Origin of the sequence: Aquirufa nivalisilvae, assembly GCF_004307455.1 — a bacterium.
Lineage (GTDB): Bacteria > Bacteroidota > Bacteroidia > Cytophagales > Spirosomataceae > Aquirufa > Aquirufa nivalisilvae.
On record NZ_SEWX01000001.1, the window covers coordinates 269027 to 285739 of the forward strand.

Sequence of the window (16713 nt, forward strand, 5' to 3'; positions counted from 1 at the left end):
GTAGAATTAGAAGTTTATTTTAACACCAAGAGCCATTGTTCTTGGAACTGGATATGACTCATCGTCATTGTTCAATTCCGTACCACCTCTAACACCTGCGTCTGGATTATTTCCTGGATAATGGGTAAATAAGAATAAGTTATTCGCAGTAAGGAATACTCTTGACTCGCTGAATATATTACTCATTTTAGGAAGCTTATATCCTAAAGTCACTGCCTTTAACCAAACATAACTTCCGTCATATACATAGCGCTCACTACTCTCACGAGACCATTTAAAATAGCTCGTTCCTCCTTGTGAGTTTTTATCATTTGGATTTGTACCTGGATTTGTCGCAGATCTCCAACGATCTTTTGCTTTATCTAACACGTTGAACACACCGTCCATATTCATGGTCGACGCTTCAATGTTACGGTAGATATCAAAATTCTGTGCTCCTACAAATAGTACGTTTAAATCCCATCTGCGGTAATCGGCTGCCATTGTCCATGCCCAAGTAAATGCAGGGTTTGGATTTCCGATCTCTGTCATATCTTGCGTATCATAAGAAATAACGCCATCTCCATTCATGTCTTTGAACTTCATACCTCCAGGAATTACTCCATCTTGCTTAGCCCATGCATCAATTTCTGCCTGAGTATTGAAAATTCCTTCTTTTCTGTAGCCATAAATCATACCAATCGGACGACCTACTTTCATGACATTGTAACCTCCATAAAAGCTACCATACCAAAGCATATCATTGGCTCCTTTGATCGCTAAAATTTTACTTTGATTCATCGTCACATTCACATTGGTTCTGAAATTAACAGGTCCCAAACTCGTACGATAATCAGCACTTAATTCAACTCCTGAATTTTGCACTTGACCAATGTTATCCAAACTGGTAGTAAAACCAGATACCGCTGGAATAGACACAGGCAATAGCATGTCATTCGTTATCTTGTTGTAATATTCAAAAGTGAAAGTCAACTTATTGTTAAACATGGCCAAATCTAAACCAATGTCCAATTGATCTGATTTTTCCCACTTCAATGAAGAGTTAGCAAAATTACTGATCACTTTTCCCGCCGCGAAGCTATTTCCTAAGATGTAGTTATTTGCCCCAACGAAAGCTAAACTTGGATAGTTACCGATGTTATTGTTACCAGTAACCCCCCAACTCGCACGAATCTTCATGTCGTTGACAAAGCTAAGATCCTTCATAAAAGGCTCTTCTGAAATTCTCCAACCTACAGATGCCGCTGGAAAATCTCCGTACTTATTACTTTCTCCAAAACGAGAACTTCCCTCTCTACGGAAAGAAGCAGAGAATAAATATTTATCTTTTAATGCGTAATTGACACGAGCAAAATAGGCTAATAAAGACCAGCTATATTCATAGGAGTTCGATGAACGAATCGACCCTGCTCCTAAATATGGAACCAAATCATCTGGAAAAGTATTTGCCGATCCATCTATACCATATACTTGCTCTTTCTGAGAAGTAAAACCTACCATCGCATCTAATTTATGCTCTTCTCCAATTTTAGGAGAATAGGTTAACAATTCATCAAAAGATACGTTTTGCAATTGCTCAGATATATCACGTGCTGTCGCAATTCTTGGAGGCGCACCCGATGTTCCAGAAGCAACTGAGGCTCCAATGGTTGATGGCACATACTCTTTAAATCGATTGTAATTCATTTTACCATTAACCGATGTTCTGAATTTTAATCCATCCACGATGGTGAATTCTGCAAAGGCATTTGCTAAAACATCCGATATATTTCTTTTACGAATTACATTTTGTAATAAAAACACTGGATTAGGAAAACCAAAAGCTCCATCAACACCACCAATATAAGGACGCATCGTTCCGTCTGCATTATAAATAGGTTCACGTGGATCCATCAATAAGGCTCCACCCACTAAGGCACTACGACCGTCGGTATTAGCTAAATTTTGACGAGTCAAACTTCCATTGACATTTAATCCAACCGTTAAGAATTTATTAACCTGACCTCCGTTATTGGAACGAATCGAGATACGGTCATAATCCGTATTCATGATGGTACCATCTTCTTTATAATAACCTACAGAAAACATCGACTTAATTGGGCCTTTTCCTGAGGTAATCGTCAAGTTGGCATCTTGGTAAGCAGAATTCTTATTGATAATAGCACCAAACCAATCTGTTGAATATTTCGTCTGCTCAGGATAACGATATCCAATAGGTACCTCTTCTAAAGAAGGTTCTCTATTTTGTAAAATACGAATAGCGTCCATGAAAACATCTTTCTTGAATTGAGCAAACTCTTGTCCATTCAGCATTTTCACACGACGTGAATCAGGAATGGAGTTTACGCCATAGTCTAAAGAGAAATTCACATTCACTTTTCCTTCTTGAGCATTTTTAGTAGTTATTAACACTACCCCGTTTGAACCCCTAGCTCCGTAAATCGCGGTAGAAGCCGCATCCTTAAGTACAGAGATACTCTCAATATCATTCGGATTAAAGTTAGAGCCTACGGAAGTACCTACTACAAATCCATCAATAACATATAAAGGATCACTACCTGCTCCTAAAGAACCTATACCACGTACACGTACTTCAAAAGCTCCACCTGGGGTACCCGCCTTTTGTTTAACGACTACTCCGGACGCACGTCCTTGTAATAATTGGTTCATGTTGCTAGCTGGCTGTTCCCCAATATCTTTCATGCCGATCACTGATACGGCTGAAGTGATATCTTGTTTTCTTTGGGAACCATAACCTACAACTACTACTTCGGATAATTCTTTCAGATTTTCTTCCAAAAGCACGTCTATTACCGTACGACCTTGTACCGATTCTGACTTAGGTAATAAACCCACTGAGGAGAAATTCAGAACGGCATTTTTCGATGATACTCGAATTGAATACTCTCCATTTGTATTCGTCACTGCACCGTTATTCGTTCCTTTTTCTAACACCGAAGTGCCGGGAACTCCTGCTCCTCCGGTAGTGCTTACTTTACCTCGGACTTGCACACTTTGAGCAAGTCCTTGGTAAACCAGGAGCATACAAAAAATTAGTAATGATAGTTTTTTCATAATAAGAGGTTTGAGTTTGGTTTTAAAAGGGTTGTATAATACCTGCTTTTCAAATAGAACTATTTAAAGAAACAATGATATTATTAGACCCAACTAACTCATTTGAGCAAAGTCAACCATCCTTAACTATCCTTATTAAAATTATTTATTATCTATTGTATCTTTTTGATAATCAGGCTAAAGCAACAAAATGATTATTATACGGTTATGGGAATTTGAATACCGAAAAAGAAATAGTCCAATTTTTTCGAAAAAAAATCAAATAACTGATTGGGGCTATAAAAAATATACCTAAATATGACCCTACGCATAAAGTTAAAAATAGTACCTATTCAAGATTCAAATCTGAGTTATTCAAATTATTTCTACCTTTGATTATAAATTTTAAGCTATGATTTTCCATTCTGTCTTTCTCCAATTTAAATCCAATGTAAGCCTTGAGCAACAAGATCATTTCTTCTCGGAGGCCAAAAAATTAGCTCAAATACCTGGGGTGCAATCCTTTCAATGTCTACAAGAAATAAGTCCTAAAAATCCCTTTGAATTTGGCTTAATCATGCAATTTGAAACGAATGCCCTTTATCAAGCTTATACGAATCATCCCGATCATATCCACTTTGTAGAAAACATTTGGATACCATTGGTAGCCAATTTTCAAGAAATAGACTACACCGTGATTTAATAAATACCATGTCGGCAAACACAGCATTATCCAATATTAAGAAGCTTATTCCTCTGAGTGAAGCAGATTGCGATTTGATTGACCGAACCTGGAGAAGAGTGAAACTAACTAAAAAAGAGAATTTATTTGAACGTGGCGAAATTACTAAAGATGCCGCATTGGTTATTTCTGGCTGCTTAAGATCCTTTTCCATAGATGAAAATGGTTTTGAACATATCATGCAATTCGCACCAACCAATTGGTGGATTACCGATATGTATAGTTTTATATCTCAAAAACCAGGAGACCTAAGTGTTCAAGCCATCATGGATTCCGAAGTTGTGCTACTCAGTCGAAAAGACCAGTTAATGCTCTTTGACAAAATCCCCGCACTAGAAAGGTATTTCCGAATTTTGACCGAGAACTCCTTAGTGGCCTATCGACAAAGGCTCATTGATAATCTAAGTCTAAGCGCCAAACAACGCTACGCTAATTTTTGCCAAACATTTCCAACTTTAATTAATGACGTTCCGCAAAAGTTAATCGCTGCTTACATTGGCGTCACTCCCGAATTCCTAAGCAAAATGCGAAGTGAATATTTACGATCCATTTAATCGTTAATTCATTTTCTATTTCGCTGTTTTCTAATGGATTAGCTCCATTTGCTTTCTTAATCTACATTATGTTTTTACGGTTTATTGGTTACGACCTTTGTATTGTTAATTCAAAACAATATGACAAAGAGCATCTTACACAAAGCAGACTCGAGGGGCCAAGCCAATCACGGATGGTTGGTTAGCTCTCATACCTTTAGTTTCGCCAATTATTATGATCCTTCAAGAATTCATTTTGGCGCACTAAGAGTACTCAATGATGATATGGTAAAAGGTGGAATGGGTTTTGGTCAACATCCACATGACAACATGGAAATCATCAGTATTCCATTGGAAGGAGATTTAGAACACAAAGACAGTATGGGTAACGTGGCGGTTATTCGTCAAGGAGATATTCAAGTGATGAGTGCTGGGACAGGTATTTACCACAGTGAGTATAATCACCATAAAGATGAGGCCGTTAAATTCTTACAAATTTGGGTGTTCCCAAATAAGAAAAACGTGACACCCCGCTATGACCAAATTACCTTACAAAATAAGGATAGCCTAAATCAATTGCAGCAAATCCTTTCTCCTAATCCAGAAGATGAAGGAGTTTGGATACACCAAGACGCTTGGTTTCATTTAGGTCATTTTGAAAAAGGCAAAACAAGTCACTATCAATTAAAAAAACCAGATAATGGCGTTTATGCTTTCGTTTTGGAAGGCGATTTTCAAATCAACGGTTATGATTTGAACCGTCGAGATGGATTAGGACTTTGGGATTTAGAAGGCTTTGATCTAAAAGCACAATCTGAAAATTCCAAAATTCTATTGATGGAAGTTCCTATGCACATTTAACACATAATTAATCAAACGAATAACAAACAAAAATCATGGCAAATTTAACTTGGGCATTAGACCCAACTCACTCCGAAATTCAATTTAAAGTAAAGCACTTAATGATCACGAATGTGACAGGCGGATTTACTGATTTTAATGTCAATGCAGAAAGCTCTGACGAATCTTTTGCTGATGCAAAGATTAATTTCACAGCCAAAGCAGCTAGTATTACTACCGGAAATGAACAGCGTGATGCACACTTAACCAGCGCTGATTTCTTTGAAGCTGATAAATTTGAAAACATCAGTTTCAGCTCTACTGGTATCGAAAAATCAAGTGATGACGAATTTAATCTATTAGGTAATTTAACCATCAAGGACGTAACTAAACCCGTAAAAATTCATGTAGAATTTGGTGGAGTAGCTAAGGATCCTTGGGGAAATTTAAAAGCTGGATTTACCATCAATACTAAAATCAACCGTACGGATTTTGGCTTAAACTGGAATGCAGCCTTAGAAACAGGTGGTGTATTAGTTAGCGAGGAAATTAAAATCGCTGGAGAAATCCAATTAGTAAAAGCCTAACCATTATTTTATCCTATACTCATCATGAAAATTCATAATGTCTTAGTGGTAGGAAAAAACGAAGCAATCGTAGCATTGCTGATCAAACTAGTAAATAAGTACCCCGAGCTTTTTGCTCTGGGTACTTGTGAGCTAGAAGAAATTCCAACTATATGCCAAATAAGTCCTGTGGACGTATTACTTTTCAGTAGTGGATTATGCTTAGCTGAAGAAAAAGACATTTCACAGAAAGTCGCACAATTTCACTCAAATGTAAAAACGGTAGAACATTTTGGAGGAGGTAGCGGACTTTTACGAACAGAATTAAATCAAGCCCTTGGCCTAATATTAGCATGTCCTGAGTAAAAATCTACCCAATCAATCACAAATTTCAATTGATAAGCCTTTGTTAGGTACTGGACTGTAAGCTTTACATTGAGCACACATTTTGTCTTCAGGTAAAGTGGAAATACTGAAATAAAATTCATCTCCCTCTTTCAAGTTTGTCGGGAAAGAACAAATGCTTTTTAAGGCAAAAGCCTTAGAATACAATTTACCTGTCATTGGGTGTTTCCAAGTCATTTCTACTTGACTGCTGTCTACCTGTCCCTCCAACACTTCAATCACATAATTCATACAGATTCCTTGGACCGCTAATCTTCCTTTTAAACAGGTCGACTTCGGCAATTCTTCTCTTTTACAGGCCAAGCACAAGCATAGACTTACACATAGACCTAAAAATAAAGCGCTTCTTTTCATGTTTAGCTTATCGTTTCGTTTTAGCTGACAATGCTTTCAAACAAGCCTTTCGACCATAAGAAATCAATTCTTTTGCTCGATCAAACTCAAATATAGAAGATATCGATTTAGGTATTTCAATCAATATGTCAGGAGGGTATTTGTCCACCATCATTTCCGTCACCTTATCTTGCGTCATTTCATAGGAATAAAAAAGAATATCACTCAGTGATTTCGTACTAGCTAATGTTGTTAAATCCTGCGTAGCTGGACTTATCCAATTTTTCCCCAACCATTCTTTAATCCCTTTTAACAGCTCTGAATCTTCTGATTCATTCTTTTCTGGCAAAACAAAAAACGGAGAGTCCCCATTTAAGTCCACCGCAATGACAAGTTCATCTTCTTGTTTTTTTACCACATTTAATGGAAGAGGATTCAGTACTCCCCCGTCGACCAAAACATGTTCTCCATCAATCACGGGAGTAAATATTCCAGGAATGGCAATTGATGCTCGTAATGCCCGATACAAATCTCCGGATTGAAACCACACTTCCTTTTTCGTATACATATCAGCAGCTACTGCCGTAAATGGAATCTTAAACTCCTCAATTTGAGGAACATTGATAAATTGAGATAATACTTCAAAAATCCGTTCTCCTTTCACAAATCCATGTTTGCCTAGGGTAAAATCCAAAAGGCTAAATACTTTGCTTTTGGTCAATCCCAAAGCCCAATCTTTATATGCCTCATGAAAACCTGCCGCATAAATTCCCCCAACAACCGCCCCCATAGAGCAGCCTGTCACACTAATAATCTCATAATCATGTTCTTCTAGTACATCGATGACCCCCATGTGCGCAAAGCCTCTGGCTCCTCCACTTCCTAAAACCAAGTGCACCTTTTTCTTTGATTCCATAGAATTCAACAACAATGTTCTAAATTACAGCTCAATAATTGAGCTCGAAGAAAATAATTTGCAACCCAATTTACAATAATTCTTCCTGCTATTTCGTATGAATATGAGCAACATGTAACCATGAAAAAGTACGGAATATTACTCTTACTGCCTCTTCTTATTCACTGTAAAAGTGCAGAGAAATTGAATCCTAGCTGCTACCAAGGCAAATTAGTACTGCAAGGAATCTGTATGAATTATGTCATCGAGGCTGTCAATAAAGACATCGATACATCCAAAGTAGCAGTCAATTGGCAAAATCCTGCCACAGGAAAAAACTACCAGCATGTATTTGCTTTAGCGAGTATATGTAACTTTCCTTCCAATATCAAAGAAGGTGACAGCTTTACCTTTAAAATCATTAATCCCCCTAAAGAAAATACTTGCGCCCAATGCCTGGCTTATAGCCCGACTCCAACTAAAAAACTGTTCATAGAAATCTGCCCTTAATCCTCAACTAGGCCAAATTTCTCTCTAAACTTGGAATAATTAAGTCTTCAATACGCTTTTCCATTTGTTTCAAATCAGGTAACATATTTTTCCAATTGGGAACCTGTAAGGCTTTATAATATTCCACGCCAGCAAGCAGATTCTGTTTGAATGTCTTCAAATAGCGCTCCTGTTTTACATTCATGTTTTCAATACTTTCTGCCAGCTCATTTTTAAGGTAGTCCACATAAAGACCCAATTCTTTCACAAACAAGTTCGGACGATCTTGGGTGTTCAAAATATTGATTCGTCCATAAATATGATCCACCATTTCTTTCAAAGAATATACCCCTGAAAAATATGCCAAATTCGGACCAGGACAAATTGCGATGGAATTCAAGTGATGTTTCGGCTTGATTCCATGATTTTTCAACACGGATGTTCCCAATCCTGTACACAAACAAGCCTTTTCTGTAATCTTATCAAAGATCTTTTGGAATTCATTTTTAGGCAAATTCTGAGCTTCCAACTCTTTAATTTTAGCATGTTGATACTGACGAGAAGCTGTACAAATGGGCTTTTCCGTAAACTCGGTATTAGTAGATAAATACTCCAAATTACACGGACTACCTGGTCTTCCTTTTTCTATTCTTTCCAAACGTTGTTTTTCAGAACTACTCTTTCTGAAATTATTAAAAGGAACACCTAATGGTGAAGCATGACTCATGTAATAGTCTGACTCCTCTGCCGTTGCCAAGGCCGTCAATGTAGCTTCATCTACATTGGTAGCTTCAGGAACTAACAAAAATGGACTTCCCCAACCCGTTCCTTGAGTTTGGTAATGCTCCAATAAAAATTCGTTTTCTTCGCTAGTACCTATTCCCCCTTGTACGGTAATTCGCATCTCGGGTAATTCCGCATAGTTAATTCCTCCTTTTTCCGTCAATACTTTTTGACACATATCAAAAAGCTCTTGTTTCATCCCCTCTCTACTATTCTTAAATTCTTCCAAAATGGGGCCCAATAATAGCCCATCCGTAGCAAAGGCATGGCCTCCACAATTTAAACCTGATTCTATTCGGAATTCAGAAATCCAAAGTCCTTTTTTAGCTAATAATTTCCCTTGAGTTAAAGCACTTCTAAAATCACTGACTTTCAAGATGATTTGCTTCTTTAGCTCCCCTTGTTCATTAGGAAAAAAGTCGTCAAATTGCTCGATATAACTATATAATAAGGGATTGTATCCTGCTGAAAAAATAACAGAAGATTTTAAATCACTCAACGCATACCCACGAAGTGCCGATAAAGCATCGGCATATTCTTTTTCCAAAGCTTCTCCCTCTTTGTTATAATTCGTCTTGTTCACTTTAGACATGATATTCACATCAATGGAACCGGGAATAATACTTTCTCTCAAGTAATTTTCTACGGATTCCTCTTTTGTTAAAAGCCAAGAAAGATACGCTTGCTTCAACGTAGACGTTTCTGGCAATAAGTCAAAATAACGATGTAAATCTGTCCCTTCCTCCCAAGTTTGAAGACGCATGGCCTCAATCTTTTCATTCACCAATTCATTCACCAAATTCAAATAGGCTTGAATACGCTTCGCACGATAATCACTGTCTGTTTTTAAAATAGGCATGAAATTTCGACCGTTCGCTTTAGAATGAACCTCCCTCATTTCTTCGACCAAGTGATCATCCATAATGGAAATAACTGATGAAATTCCCAAATGAGCTACTTTAAGAGGCGTATCAATGGTAAAGCCTAATCCCATGACAGGGATATGGAATGAATGTGCGAGCTTTTTTGACATAATCTAATGTTGTTTGTCGCAAAGTTCAACCCTAAGTCTCCAAATAAATATGACCTTCGTCAGGTATACCAACTTATTAAATGCCACTATAATAAGCCATTACCTATGAATTAGGTCGGTGGCTATGTTCCCTATCGCTTTTTGTATATTCGTTTCTCTCCCAAAATCCACAATGGTTGATTTGGATTTTCCCGAGATGGAACACGTTTCTCTGATTTGGTTTGAATATGCTCAATGGCCAAATTGATGTCGTCCGTAAACAAGATATAATCAAAGTCGTTAGGACCAACGGTCTCTTCTTTCACTAATGATTCAAAATATGCCATTAATTTCTCATGGTATTCTAAACCCATCACCACAACAGGAAAGTGATTGATTTTTCCTGTTTGGATTAAGGTAATTACCTCAAAGAACTCATCCAAAGTCCCTAATCCCCCTGGCATGACCACAAAGCCTGAAGAGTATTTTCGAAGTAACTCCTTTCTTACTGAAAAAAACCGAATCGTGACAAATTTATCTAAATAAGGGTTGGCTTGTTGTTCAAATGGCAATTCAATGTTACAGCCCAGCGATACTCCGCCTGCTTGACTGGCTCCTTTATTGGCTGCTTCCATGATCCCTGGTCCTCCACCTGTCATGATGGCAAATCCCAATTTGGAAAGCTCCCCAGCCAACTTCTCCGTGGTTTGATAATAAGAATGATCAGCATCAAAACGCGCTGATCCGAAAATAGTAATACATGGCCCAATGAAATGGAGATTTCTAAATCCTTTGATGTATTGAAAAAGTACTTCAATTGAAAAAATTAGTTCTTTCCAACGAGCTCGTGGTCCTTTTAAAAAATCAAATTCATTTGTCCATTTCATAGTTATCGCATTGAATTCATTGGAAACGAATTTACATGATTAATTAGTAGGGGCAAACCTTTTCTATTTTTCCTGACCAAAATCTCCTATTGTAAATAAGATATAAAAATCGTTCTAAGAGGAGAAAAAAATTGAAGAAAAACACCTCAAAATTGAAAATAGCTCAGGGCTTAAACCCTGAGCTATTTTAACACTATCTTCAAATTATAATGATTTCAAATAGCTAATACTCAAGGGCACATTGACCATTTCATTATCACTTTCGTCTTCTATAAAGCAATGCTCTACGCCCGCTTTTTTACCTAACTGAATTATCTTTTTCCAATTCCCTTGTCCAGTGCCTACCGGAACATCATTGACAGCAGGAGTATGTCCAGTCAAATCCCCAACAATCCCTTTACGTAAATCTTTCACGTGCATCAATTTCCAGCGGCCCGGATATTTCTTCAATAATTTAACAGGCATTTTTTCTCCTCCGCCATGTAAAGTCCACAATACATCCATTTCAAATGACACATAAGCTGGATCCGTCTTTTGAATGATGTAATCCAATAAAGTTCCTTTCTCAAAAGGATGAAACTCATATCCATGGTCATGGTAACATAGCGTAATGCCATTTTCCTTCAATACCTTGCCTGCTTTATTAAATACGTTCACTGCTTTTTGAGCATCCTCTAAAGTAAAATCATTTCCTTTGTGAGGAATCCATGCGCACATAACAAATTTTGCACCTAGAACTTTTGCTTTTTGAACTACAGCCATAGGATCCTTCTCCAATTCTCCAAAATCCGCCCCAGTGGATGGAATCGAAATCCCCCTAGCATCACATTGTTGCTTAAATTCTTGTAATGTCATTCCCTTGGCGCCTCCACCTTCTAATTCAGTAAAGCCCATTCCTTTGATAACATCCAAGGTCTTAAGTGGGTCTTGTGGAAATTGCTTTCTAAATGTGTAAGCCTGAACTCCCAATGGGTAAGTGTATACTTTCTGGGCATAAGCTCCCAAACTTAGGGTAATTCCCAGCAGGGCAATCATCAATCGATTTGTTTTCATGTGTATTTTGTTTTATAAGTTCTTTTTCTTCAATTCATCCACTGCATGATTAGCCGCTCGGGCAGCCAATGCCATGAAAGTTAAGGTAGGATTTTGTGTTCCGGTAGATGTCATACAAGCACCATCTGTCACAAATACATTTTTACAGGCATGTAATTGATTCCATTCATTCAATAAAGAAGTGGCAGGATTCTTACCCATGCGAACACCTCCCATTTCATGTATATCTGCCCCTGGTGCCGAACGAGAATCGGCCGTTCTGATTTGCTGAAAGCCCGCCTTTTCAAACATTTCTTGCATTTGCTCTCTAAAATCCTTGACCATTTTGACATCATTTTCCGTCCAGTCACAAGAGAACACTATTTGCGGAATCCCATATTTATCTTTCAAATCGGAATGTAATCGAATGTGATTTTGCTCTGTAGGTACCGTTTCTCCCATCATCCAAGCGGAAATGTTCCAATTCCCCCATTGTCGACTCAATAAATTATCTCGTAAAGTGTCTCCAATGCCTGTTTGTTTGGAATACTCCCCTCTACCTCCTCCCACACCTACTGCATAGCCCCGTAAGAAATCCGTTTCCTGACGAAGTACATTCCTGAACCTAGGAATATAAGCATTACTAGGATTTCCTCCCTCCGTCTTTTTATCTTTAAATCCATCATAACTTGCATTAGCGGTCCCTCGATAATTATGCCAAGCAATGAATTTCCCCAAAAGGCCCGAATCATTCCCTAAGCCATTGGGAAAACGACTTGATTGGGAATTCAAAAGAATCGCATTGGTGTTGATGGTTGAACCATTAACAAAAATCACTTTAGCATAAAATGAAATCATTTCATGGCTTTGAGCATCAATCACATTGACTCCTATTGCCCTTTTCTTTTTCTCATCGTATAGGATGGAATGGACTACCGCATGTGGGCGTAAGGTTAGGTTTCCAGTCTTAGCCGCCCAAGGCAGCGTAGAGGAATTACTACTAAAATACCCTCCATAATTACATCCTCTATTGCATTGTCGCTGACTTAAACATCGACCACGACCCTGCTGAAAATGAATTTCTTGAGGGTCTGTAAGGTGAGCACATCGACCAGAAATAACCCAACGGTTGCCATAAGCTTTAGTTAGAGTTTCTTTAAAATGTTGTTCCAAACAATTTAATTCAAATCCTGGCTGAACGATGCTATTGGGAAGTTCAGCCAAATTATCATTAAAACCAGCTATCCCCGCAAATTTCTCCACATGATCATACCAGGGTTCTATATCTTTGTAACGTATAGGCCAATCCGTTGCAAATCCATCTCGAATAGGTCCCTCAAAATCATAATCAGACCAACGCTGAGTTTGTCTTGCCCATAATAAAGACTTCCCTCCGACATGATATCCGCGTGTCCAACGAAAAGGTTTTTCATACACGACAGGCTGCTCATCATCTGGTAATGCCCAATGCTTGGTTTCCTCACGCATAAATCCACTTGCAGAAAAGCCTTGTTTATCAGCTAGGCTGACAGTCCCTCGATGTTCAAATTCCCAAGGAGCTTTAGATGCAGTAGGATAATCTTCCACATGCTTCACCTGCCTGCCTCGTTCTAAAACCAAGGTTTTCAAACCACGATCACAAAACTCCTTAGCCGCCCAGCCTCCACTTGCTCCTGAACCTATGACAATAACATCATAGGTATTTTTCTTCGCAATATTTAGATTCAAATTGGCCATAGATTATACATTTACACACCCATGGTAAAAACCTGGAGCCATCACATAATGGTAATGCTCCGTCAATACATATTCAGAAGTTGTATACCCCCGAATTGTCTCAGTTCGTAAAGTCGTATATGCCCAAAGATGTTCGGCCGACTTCTCTAAGTCTACTAATAATCCTTCTCGCTGAGCTGCACTACATGCCCCAAATGTCAAATGGTGATTTAAATCCGCCTGTAACATCAAAGCTTTGATAGCTGCTTTTAGTTTATTTTGATCTTCTATGGTATAACAATCACTAAAAAGTTTTTCTAGAAATAGCTCCACCCCAACCCCATTGGCTCCCTTTGATGCACCTTCTGGAATAAATGTTCCTGCGATGAGTCGAAGCATTTCTTTTTCCTCTAACTTAAAAACATGACTCGTAACTATATTTTCCCTACTCCAACCTTGAGCCCAGCTGGGCAAAATCACCATAGCTCCAGCTGAAAGGGCTATTGACTGCAAAAGCTTTCTTCGTTTCATAGTAGAATATTATTCCTGTAAATTGGATGAAAAATCAAGATTTACTACCATTCACTACCCTGATGCTACCCATTGGCTAATACAGGGAAAGATCATTGCCTATTTTAATTTACCTATTTGTTCCCGATAATATTTTACCGACCGTATGACCGAAGGGAGGTTACTCGGTTTTTCTTGAGTATCCCGCTCTATATTAATATTCCCTTGAAATCCTTGTCTTTTTAACTCTGCAAAGACCTCTGGAAAATTAACTACACCCGTTCCAATGGGTACATCTCTTAGTTTGGGATTGTTATATTCCGCAATATCCTTTAAATGAATAGCTATAATACGACCTTGCAATTTTTTCAACGCATCCACTGGGTTTATGCCACTTTTAGGATAATGACCTAAGTCTGGACAAGCATAGAAATTAGGATGGTTTTTCATGGCAATTAATAAGGAATCTGGTGTCCAATAAACACTTGTTCCTTTCCAATGATTATGAATAGCCACTTTTATCTTATATAAGCCAGCTAAACTATCTACTCCATCCCATAGGTTCACAGGTGGTTCTGCTGTTACATAACTGACGTCCAACTCTTTAGCAATATCAAACTCCTTCTTCCAACGATCAATGGTTTTACCTCCTACTAAATATAGGGATTCCATCTTAAGCCCTTTCTCTTTAATCATTTGCTTTAATTGTCGGATTCCAGTCCTTGACAAGTTCATCACAGATGAGTCTTTTAAGGCTGCACCAGCTTTGCCAAACGTATAGCCTTCAACAAAATGCAATCCAGCACTGTCAGCTTTGGCCAATTGGTCGGGAAATGAAGATGGGTTAAATGTGTAGAGGGCAACTCCCAGCTTCCAATCTTTAGGAGCCTTTTTTACTGAATTCAATTTTTTATTTACATATTTATCTGGCAGTTTGGCCAAATTGATGTGAGATAGACTTAGACATAAGCCTAATAAACAATAAGCATATATTTTTTTCATCAGGTTTGGTTTTATAAGAAGATAATAGGAACATTGGCCACTAGAAGCCAATCAAATTAAATGAAAAAAATCAGTATTTTACCTATATAAAACAGTAAAATAGCCGGATGGCTTGCCAAGAAATATTCCGTTAAATAATAAAACTCGTAAGCATTGAAACAAAAACTATGAAAAAGTCACTTCTTCTACTCCTAATTAGCTTTTATAGTTGGGGACAAACAAAACAAAGACCCAACATCATTTTTATTATTTCGGATGATCATACTTCACAAGCCATCAGCGCCTATGGAAGTAAATTGGCCCAAACACCCAACATTGATCGAATTGCCAGAGAAGGAGCCATTCTGTATAACAATGTGGTTACCAATTCCATTTGCGGACCTAGCAGAGCCACCTTGCTAACGGGTAAATTCAGTCATAAAAATGGCTATAAATTCAACGAGAAGAAATTTGATATTGAGCAAGCCGTTTTTCCTGAAGAATTACAAAAAAATGGATATCAAACAGCCTGGGTGGGAAAAATGCACTTAGGCACATTACCTCATGGTTTTGACTATTTGAACATCCTTCCGGGACATGGCAGCTATTATAATTCGGATTTTGTGGATAGTCAAAATAAAACTACTCGTCGAGAAGGTTATGTCACCAATGTCATTACTCAGTTATCGAAAGAATGGTTAAACCAGCGTGACACGAACAAACCATTTTTCATGGTCGTTGGACATAAAGCTACTCACCGTTCTTGGCTTCCCGATATTCAAGACTTAGGCGCATATGATGATGTGACTTTCCCCATACCCGATACTTTCTATGATAATTATGCAGGAAGATTGGCAGCCGCTGACCAAGATATGACGATCGATAAAACCATGATTTTAAGTCAAGATTTAAAAGTCCATGGTAAATATGAAGGCAATGGAGATGGGGGAAATTTCAATCGATTTACTCCTGAGCAAAGACCTCCATTTTATGACTACTATGAAAATAAAATAAGTAAAGAGTTTGAAGAGAAAAAACTCAGTGGAAGAGCCTTGGCTGAATGGAAATACCAGCGTTACATGAAAGACTATCTTTCAACGGCCAATTCACTAGATAGAAACATTGGTGAATTATTAGATTATTTAGATAAAACGGGCTTAGCAAAAAATACCGTAGTGGTCTATACTTCGGATCAAGGATTCTATTTAGGAGAGCATGGTTGGTTTGATAAACGCTTCATTTATGAAGAGTCGTTAAAGACTCCCTTTGTCATTCGCTATCCTGGCACCATCAAACCCGGAACTAAAGTAAGTCAGGTGGTATCCAATGTGGATTGGGCTCCTACTTTACTAGATATTGCTCAAACGAAAGTCCCTAACGAAATTCAAGGGAAATCCTTTTTGCCTGTTCTCAAAGGTCAAGGGAAAAACTGGAAAAATGAATCCTATTATCACTACTATGAATACCCACAGCCGCATCATGTCTATCCTCACTTTGGTTTAAGAACAGCTCAATATACCTTAGTTCGCTTCTATGGACCGAAAGATTTTTGGGAATTGTATGATATCAAAAAAGATCCTAAAAATTTACACAACATCTATGATAAAAAAGAAAATGCGCAAATTATTGCCGATTTGAAAAAACAATTAAAACAGAAGATGATTCAATATGAAGATAAAGAAGCTCTAGAGATTTACCAAAAAGGGCTATAAAAGAACTTTCACAGGATAAAAAAGCCTATCGCTAATAACGATAGGCTTTTTGCATTCCTGTGTTCTATAATTGTATACTATCTTTAATCGTACTATTTCATTTTAATAATTCTGAAAAAGAATTATATCAACGAAGCATCATTTTAAATTATTTGAATCAAACGATTCTACTTTTTAAAATAATAGCTCAAAAGTAGGAGAAATCTTATAAAAATTTCAACTT

Annotated in this window: 16 protein-coding genes; 7 read left to right on the forward strand and 9 right to left on the reverse strand. The window is 37.8% G+C overall.

The features are described 5' to 3' along the window. Window positions 1-6 precede the first annotated feature (6 nt). Window positions 7-3075: a SusC/RagA family TonB-linked outer membrane protein gene (locus EWU22_RS01240; RefSeq protein ID WP_130924075.1), complete on the reverse strand. Its 3069-nt coding sequence runs from the start codon at window positions 3073-3075 to the stop codon at window positions 7-9. Window positions 3076-3466: 391 nt separating this feature from the next. Between EWU22_RS01240 and EWU22_RS01245 the strand changes: the two genes are divergently transcribed. The 5 genes from EWU22_RS01245 to EWU22_RS01265 all read left to right on the forward strand — a co-directional run bounded on the left by EWU22_RS01245 (window position 3467) and on the right by EWU22_RS01265 (window position 6101). Beyond that, the gene (locus tag EWU22_RS01245; protein WP_130924076.1) at window positions 3467-3757 is read left to right on the forward strand and encodes a Dabb family protein; all 291 of its coding nucleotides are present in this window, start codon (window positions 3467-3469) and stop codon (window positions 3755-3757) included. Window positions 3758-3765: 8 nt separating this feature from the next. Continuing rightward, window positions 3766-4350, forward strand: a complete 585-nt coding sequence (locus EWU22_RS01250) for a Crp/Fnr family transcriptional regulator (RefSeq protein ID WP_130924077.1) — start codon at window positions 3766-3768, stop codon at window positions 4348-4350. A gap of 120 nt (window positions 4351-4470) precedes the next feature. Further along, window positions 4471-5190: a pirin family protein gene (locus tag EWU22_RS01255; RefSeq protein WP_130924078.1), complete on the forward strand. Its 720-nt coding sequence runs from the start codon at window positions 4471-4473 to the stop codon at window positions 5188-5190. 35 nt (window positions 5191-5225) lie between these two features. Further along, window positions 5226-5756 (forward strand): YceI family protein, encoded by a 531-nt coding sequence (locus EWU22_RS01260; protein WP_109324602.1) that lies wholly within the window; start codon window positions 5226-5228, stop codon window positions 5754-5756. A 24-nt stretch (window positions 5757-5780) separates the two neighbouring features. Then, a complete protein-coding gene (locus EWU22_RS01265; RefSeq protein WP_130924079.1) occupies window positions 5781-6101 on the forward strand; it encodes a hypothetical protein in 321 nt (106 codons plus the stop codon). Between the two features lie 12 nt (window positions 6102-6113). Here EWU22_RS01265 and EWU22_RS01270 read toward each other — a convergent pair whose 3' ends face one another. Together EWU22_RS01270 and EWU22_RS01275 are read right to left on the reverse strand one after the other, a co-directional pair. Beyond that, window positions 6114-6494, reverse strand: coding sequence for a hypothetical protein (locus EWU22_RS01270; protein ID WP_130924080.1), 381 nt, complete (start codon window positions 6492-6494; stop codon window positions 6114-6116). A 7-nt stretch (window positions 6495-6501) separates the two neighbouring features. Then, entirely contained in the window at window positions 6502-7389 is an 888-nt protein-coding gene (locus EWU22_RS01275; RefSeq protein ID WP_130924081.1) for a patatin-like phospholipase family protein, read from the reverse strand. A gap of 120 nt (window positions 7390-7509) precedes the next feature. Here EWU22_RS01275 and EWU22_RS01280 point away from each other — a divergent pair, with 120 nt between their 5' ends. Further along, window positions 7510-7878, forward strand: coding sequence for a hypothetical protein (locus EWU22_RS01280; RefSeq protein WP_130924082.1), 369 nt, complete (start codon window positions 7510-7512; stop codon window positions 7876-7878). A 7-nt stretch (window positions 7879-7885) separates the two neighbouring features. Here the strand turns inward: EWU22_RS01280 and EWU22_RS01285 are convergent, their stop codons facing one another. The 6 genes from EWU22_RS01285 to EWU22_RS01310 all read right to left on the reverse strand — a co-directional run bounded on the left by EWU22_RS01285 (window position 7886) and on the right by EWU22_RS01310 (window position 14799). Beyond that, window positions 7886-9673, reverse strand: coding sequence for a hypothetical protein (locus EWU22_RS01285; protein WP_130924083.1), 1788 nt, complete (start codon window positions 9671-9673; stop codon window positions 7886-7888). Window positions 9674-9804: 131 nt separating this feature from the next. Further along, the gene (locus EWU22_RS01290) at window positions 9805-10539 is read right to left on the reverse strand and encodes an LOG family protein (RefSeq protein ID WP_130924084.1); all 735 of its coding nucleotides are present in this window, start codon (window positions 10537-10539) and stop codon (window positions 9805-9807) included. Window positions 10540-10743: 204 nt separating this feature from the next. After that, window positions 10744-11592, reverse strand: coding sequence for a sugar phosphate isomerase/epimerase family protein (locus EWU22_RS01295; RefSeq protein ID WP_130924085.1), 849 nt, complete (start codon window positions 11590-11592; stop codon window positions 10744-10746). A 12-nt stretch (window positions 11593-11604) separates the two neighbouring features. Continuing rightward, window positions 11605-13308: a GMC oxidoreductase gene (locus EWU22_RS01300; RefSeq protein ID WP_130924086.1), complete on the reverse strand. Its 1704-nt coding sequence runs from the start codon at window positions 13306-13308 to the stop codon at window positions 11605-11607. A gap of 3 nt (window positions 13309-13311) precedes the next feature. Continuing rightward, entirely contained in the window at window positions 13312-13818 is a 507-nt protein-coding gene (locus EWU22_RS01305; RefSeq protein WP_109324622.1) for a gluconate 2-dehydrogenase subunit 3 family protein, read from the reverse strand. Window positions 13819-13917: 99 nt separating this feature from the next. Then, window positions 13918-14799, reverse strand: a complete 882-nt coding sequence (locus EWU22_RS01310; RefSeq protein WP_130924087.1) for a sugar phosphate isomerase/epimerase family protein — start codon at window positions 14797-14799, stop codon at window positions 13918-13920. 167 nt (window positions 14800-14966) lie between these two features. Between EWU22_RS01310 and EWU22_RS01315 the strand changes: the two genes are divergently transcribed. Then, window positions 14967-16490: a sulfatase family protein gene (locus EWU22_RS01315; protein WP_130924088.1), complete on the forward strand. Its 1524-nt coding sequence runs from the start codon at window positions 14967-14969 to the stop codon at window positions 16488-16490. Window positions 16491-16713: the final 223 nt, after the last annotated feature.

Coding starts and splice junctions, on each gene's coding strand:
- EWU22_RS01250 (WP_130924077.1), top strand. CDS start 3,766: ATGTCGGCAAACACAGCATTATCCAATATTAAGAAGCTTATTCCTCTG.
- EWU22_RS01240 (WP_130924075.1), bottom strand. CDS start 3,075: ATGAAAAAACTATCATTACTAATTTTTTGTATGCTCCTGGTTTACCAA.
- EWU22_RS01290 (WP_130924084.1), bottom strand. CDS start 10,539: ATGAAATGGACAAATGAATTTGATTTTTTAAAAGGACCACGAGCTCGT.
- EWU22_RS01300 (WP_130924086.1), bottom strand. CDS start 13,308: ATGGCCAATTTGAATCTAAATATTGCGAAGAAAAATACCTATGATGTT.
- EWU22_RS01270 (WP_130924080.1), bottom strand. CDS start 6,494: ATGAAAAGAAGCGCTTTATTTTTAGGTCTATGTGTAAGTCTATGCTTG.
- EWU22_RS01260 (WP_109324602.1), top strand. CDS start 5,226: ATGGCAAATTTAACTTGGGCATTAGACCCAACTCACTCCGAAATTCAA.
- EWU22_RS01245 (WP_130924076.1), top strand. CDS start 3,467: ATGATTTTCCATTCTGTCTTTCTCCAATTTAAATCCAATGTAAGCCTT.
- EWU22_RS01265 (WP_130924079.1), top strand. CDS start 5,781: ATGAAAATTCATAATGTCTTAGTGGTAGGAAAAAACGAAGCAATCGTA.
- EWU22_RS01280 (WP_130924082.1), top strand. CDS start 7,510: ATGAAAAAGTACGGAATATTACTCTTACTGCCTCTTCTTATTCACTGT.
- EWU22_RS01275 (WP_130924081.1), bottom strand. CDS start 7,389: ATGGAATCAAAGAAAAAGGTGCACTTGGTTTTAGGAAGTGGAGGAGCC.
- EWU22_RS01310 (WP_130924087.1), bottom strand. CDS start 14,799: ATGAAAAAAATATATGCTTATTGTTTATTAGGCTTATGTCTAAGTCTA.
- EWU22_RS01305 (WP_109324622.1), bottom strand. CDS start 13,818: ATGAAACGAAGAAAGCTTTTGCAGTCAATAGCCCTTTCAGCTGGAGCT.
- EWU22_RS01295 (WP_130924085.1), bottom strand. CDS start 11,592: ATGAAAACAAATCGATTGATGATTGCCCTGCTGGGAATTACCCTAAGT.
- EWU22_RS01255 (WP_130924078.1), top strand. CDS start 4,471: ATGACAAAGAGCATCTTACACAAAGCAGACTCGAGGGGCCAAGCCAAT.
- EWU22_RS01315 (WP_130924088.1), top strand. CDS start 14,967: ATGAAAAAGTCACTTCTTCTACTCCTAATTAGCTTTTATAGTTGGGGA.
- EWU22_RS01285 (WP_130924083.1), bottom strand. CDS start 9,673: ATGTCAAAAAAGCTCGCACATTCATTCCATATCCCTGTCATGGGATTA.